This window comes from Sphingomonas yabuuchiae, assembly GCF_014199595.1.
Taxonomy (GTDB): Bacteria; Pseudomonadota; Alphaproteobacteria; order Sphingomonadales; family Sphingomonadaceae; genus Sphingomonas; species Sphingomonas yabuuchiae.
The window spans coordinates 14,010-18,398 of the sequence record NZ_JACHNX010000033.1 but is presented as its reverse complement, the minus strand read 5'-3'; the positions used below and the strand labels follow the sequence as shown (position 1 = coordinate 18,398).

4 protein-coding genes and 2 pseudogenes are annotated in these 4,389 nt (G+C 58.2%); 1 reads left to right on the top strand and 5 read right to left on the bottom strand.

Annotated elements, in window-relative coordinates; all coding sequences use genetic code 11:
- Window positions 1–96: 96 nt before the first annotated feature.
- Window positions 97–517: pseudogene (locus GGQ89_RS18810) on the bottom strand (IS5 family transposase); the annotation flags it as partial.
- A gap of 60 nt (window positions 518–577) precedes the next feature.
- On the opposite strand from GGQ89_RS18810, the pseudogene GGQ89_RS20175 reads away from it, so the two are divergent.
- Window positions 578–820 (top strand): annotated as a pseudogene (locus GGQ89_RS20175) (IS5/IS1182 family transposase); the annotation flags it as partial.
- Here the strand turns inward: GGQ89_RS20175 and GGQ89_RS18800 are convergent.
- From GGQ89_RS18800 to GGQ89_RS18785, 4 genes are all read right to left on the bottom strand, one after another.
- The gene (locus GGQ89_RS18800) at window positions 779–1,378 is read right to left on the bottom strand and encodes a hypothetical protein (protein WP_184106909.1); all 600 of its coding nucleotides are present in this window, start codon (window positions 1,376–1,378) and stop codon (window positions 779–781) included. The pseudogene GGQ89_RS20175 and the gene GGQ89_RS18800 overlap by 42 nt on opposite strands.
- A gap of 93 nt (window positions 1,379–1,471) precedes the next feature.
- On the bottom strand, window positions 1,472–2,101 hold the full coding sequence (locus tag GGQ89_RS18795; protein WP_184106907.1) for an outer membrane protein: 630 nt from the start codon (window positions 2,099–2,101) through the stop codon (window positions 1,472–1,474).
- A gap of 93 nt (window positions 2,102–2,194) precedes the next feature.
- The gene (locus GGQ89_RS18790) at window positions 2,195–2,728 is read right to left on the bottom strand and encodes an invasion associated locus B family protein (protein ID WP_206362631.1); all 534 of its coding nucleotides are present in this window, start codon (window positions 2,726–2,728) and stop codon (window positions 2,195–2,197) included.
- A gap of 130 nt (window positions 2,729–2,858) precedes the next feature.
- Window positions 2,859–4,389 (bottom strand): YadA-like family protein (locus GGQ89_RS18785; RefSeq protein WP_184106905.1); only part of this gene is annotated, 1,531 nt, incomplete at its 5' end.

Here is a 4,389-nt window from a genome sequence, read left to right as displayed (position 1 = left end):
CGTCGCCATAATGCCGCACCGGTGCCTGCCACAGTGCCGCACCTGTGGCTTGCGCATCACCTCGTCAGCAAGGCGGGGAACACCGGACGCTTACAAGAAGCTCAGCGGACGTCCGTTCGCATCGGCGAGGGAATGGAGCTTGGTATTCATGCCGCCCTTGGTGCGCCCGATCAGGCGGCCGAAATCCCCTTTTCAACCCGCAGGCTCGATGCCGTGCGGTGCGCCTTCAAGTAGGTCGCGTCGATCATGACCGTTCCTGACTCCGCGCCTGCGGTCGCCAGCCCCTCCATCATGCGCGTGAACACGCCTGCCGCCCCCAGCGCTTCCACCAATTGTATAGCGTCTTGGGCGGGCCGTAGGCGCTCGGCGCATCACGCCAGCGCAGCCCGTTCTTGTTGACGAACACGATGCCACTCAGCACCCGTCGGTCATCCACCCGAGGCTTGCCCTGGCTCTTGGGAAAGAACGGTGGCAGCCACTCCATCTGCTCGTCTGTCAGCCAAAACAAGTCGCTCATCCCGGTTTCCTTGCGGAGCCTGAATCATATTGCGACACTCACATCAATGGGTCCTGACCCTATGATGCCGACCGGCTGCGCCGTTCGCTACGTGACGCCGGAGCCGTTCCCGTCATTCCCGGACGGCGAAACCGCAAACGCACTATCCGCTACGACAAGGATCGATACCGCGCTCGCCACCTGATTGAAAACGCCTTCTGCCGCCTGAAGAATTTCCGCCGCGTAGCAACCCGCTACGACAAGCTTGCCGACAAATTCTTCTCAGGCGTCGACAGCACCACCACGATCGCGTCCCAATTTTAAGACATTATAATCCATATTAACACTGCGACCATCGAACGTCAAATCATCGCCAATCAAAGATAGTATAAGCGCTGCGGCCTTTGATGTAACTCTATAACTACCCCTCCCTGTTTCTATGGCATCTATTAAGATACCAAGTATACGTAGACCATAACGCAGATGACACACATACACTTTAACAGCCTTGGTGTCGGCGGTCCGGATACCTGCAGACCGAACCAATTCCTTACACGGAACAAAAACACCTGGGTTGTCGAGCATCTGATACAGAATTGACGCCCCGTTTCGTCCAGCTTTGGGCAGCAGAGTGACAAGCCGCTCGATGATGGCCAAACGACGCCGGTCCCGCTCGACCACCTCTCGAATGCGAGGCAAAGTGGCAGAGGACTGGTGCCCAAGCAAAGCAGCCAGCCGGGGAGCAGCCATAACCTCAGGGAGGTTTTCCAAACCGGCGAGTAAATTACGCGCAGCGGAAAGAGCCTCAAGCCCCGTTTCGATCAATATGGTTAGCTCATGGTAATCTTTAACGGGTTCATGGCCTTCCATTTCTTTCCCCATCCTCCCTCCTATCTGCGAAGTCGCTAGGCATCGTGGACAAAGTTTGACGGCGTGCCTCACCACTGGTTCAAGGCTGCCCTTTGTCCACGATGCCTAGAACCCATAACTTATGATGGCTGCAACCTGATCGCGATGAATGCTCAACGCATCGCCATGACGGTAATCGGAAAATCGATATTCGAGACGCGCCGAAACTGCTCCCTTATTGACCTGAATCCCACCACCAATACGATAGCCATCAAGGCTCGTTGCGGCTTTGCCGATAATATCTCGCGCACTGCCGGCTTTTGCCATCACGCGAAGATTGGCATAGCCACCTTTTGCGTAAACCATAGCCCCCGAAGCAATCGGGATTCCAATTCGGCCGCCAAAATAAAGATCTCTTCCTGCTTCAAAACGGACGGGATCGGCGATATCTACGACATTGTCAGGACTAAGGCTTCCACTTGAGAATTCTGTTTCGACACCATAGACGATGTCTTTTGGCTTGTAATCATAGCCGATGAGACCACCATAAAGTACACGATCACGCTTAAAGCGTGAAGTCTGCAAGGCAGTTTTTCTGCGAGCGTCTATCGTGCTGTGGTCGTGACCGCCAAGAAAGCCGACCCAAGCCCCGTTGAAATTCGACGACCCCTTTACCGCATCTTGGGCGGCGATGGGGGCGGGCAAAAGTGTGGTCCATAAGACGATGGCAACACTCGTGGGCAGGATGGTTTTCACAAGAAAGTTCCCTTGAAAGCTTGAAAGGCGGACACGTAGCGCAGCGGTACAGATCGCGATGATCGCGAATGCGCCTGTGGTGCTTGCGCGAGCTCAGATCGCGGCCAATGCAGCGGCTAGGCCCGCAAGGGGGGCAAAGAAGCGTACCGGCTTCGGAGGGGAACCCGAACCATAGGATATTTCGACAGTCACTCCCTGCTCGACAGCGGTGCGCAGACGCTGACTGACGGACTGATAGGCGAGGCAGATCGTCGGGTTGCAGCCTTGAACCGCGATCGGGACAGGCGCGCCCCCATCGGGCAGCACGAGACGAATGAGGCCGCCCATTCCGACGTTAGTCGGCACTCTGAGGATGAAGATCGGTTGCCCATCCTGAGCCGCCGCGAGCGACCAGCTAAAAACAGTTCCTCCGTCAGGCCCCTGGATCGTCCGTGCCACGTTGCAGATTTTCTGCTTCTTTTGCAGATTTTCGTCGCATACGAGGGTCCAGTTCGGGAATGGCTGGAATATCCGGCGATATTGTCCGGCAGGCAGGCCCTCCGGCAGCGTGATGTCGGACGGCTTGACGCGAAACCCCGGCATCAGCCTGAAACGAGCAAGGTCGGAAGACGACGCCTGGTGGGTCACAGGGGGGATAGGCGTCGCCTTCCGTTGCCGTCCTGCGGCCATTGCTGGACCGCAGGACAGGCTCGCGAGAACCATCGACACGATTGGGATACGCTTTCGCATAGTGCTTCTCGCGAACATCATACGGCTCTTAGTTGAGGGTGAAGCTGAGCCCGGCACCCACGCCCCACTTGCCACCCGCCGTGGTCGCCGAGACGTTACCGCTTACGCTCTGGTCTTCGTTGGTAAAGCCGAGGCCCATGGCGAAAGCGCCCTGTCCGCGCCATGTGCCCCCGCCAATGGCAGCCGACACCTTGCCCGGGCGAGCGTCATAGCGTAGCGACCCTGCCGCCAAGCCGATCGCTGCCGCTTGCCGGGCTTCGGTGCGAACTTGGCCGATCGAACTCGACAACATGCCGAACCGCTGGTCCGTATAGGTATTGGCGGCCGACAGTGTCTTGGCCGAACTCGAGTCGGTATAAGCCTTCGCCGTCGTCACCGCGGATGCGGTACGAACATCGGTGTAGCTGTTGGCGGTCGTCAGCGTACTGGCAGCCGTGTCCTTCAGTTGACGATAGTTGACTGCATCGGTGTCTACCTTTCCAGCGGCGACATTCGCCACAAGGACCGGCGCATTCGGGTCGCCACCCTGGAGGGTGACCGAGTTTTTACGATTACCGTTGCCGTCGGTGTCATACTGGAGGGCATTCTTGTTTGCTGCGCCGATCGTCGTGACTTGGTTACCGATCGCGGCGATCTCCTGATTGGTGGCCCAAAGCTGCGAGCCATTGACAGCATCGGTCGAGTCCCGGCTGACACGCCCCCCGGCGACATTGGTGACGGTCCGCTCCTTACCCAGGTCGCCGACCGAGACGGTCGAGGTCGCCTTCCCCGCAACTGAATAGCTATGTCCATTGACAGTCATGCTGGAGGTCTGGACTGCGGATTGGGTCACCGAGCCCGAACCCAGCGCCACGTCACCAGCATTGGTGGCAACGGCGTTGGAACCGATGGCCAGCGCGTTGTCCGTCTTCGCCAAGGCGTTGGAACCCGCTGCGATGCTCCTCGCCCCTGATGCGATCGCTGCAGGTCCAACCGCGATGCTGTTCGTACCGTTCGCCTGACTGTCCGCAGCTTGCGAATTGGCGTGAAAATATTTGATGCCGCCGCCATTGTTGATGCTGTTCAGGCTGGTGTTGACCGCGGCAAAGGCATCCCCCGCGTTATTGTATCGACCCGCCCCGATCTGATAACTTGGTGCAGATATGCTGCCATTGGTATTGACAGTAGCCCCGCCCCCCAAAGCCTTGGCGACACTTTCCGAAACGCCAGATAGTTGCGAACCGTTGATCGCATCATTGGACGATGCGGAGACAGTGCCAGCGGCGAGATTGGTCAATTTCTGGGCATTGCCCGGATTAGCCGCAGTGCCACCAGAGGCGGTCAGTACGGTTTCGTCAGCATTACCAGTTCGCTGGACAATACCCACGGAACCGTTGTTGACCTTGCTCAGATTGCCATTGATCGCGCTGATCGCGGATCCGACATTGTTGTAGCTGCCGCCCGCCACATTGTAGGTCGGTGCCGTGCCGTTCGCGACATTCGCACCACCGCCAAGATAGGTGCTGGTGTTCGCCGCTGCCGTCGCGACGTTCTGGTTGGTGGTGTACAGCTGCGAGCCG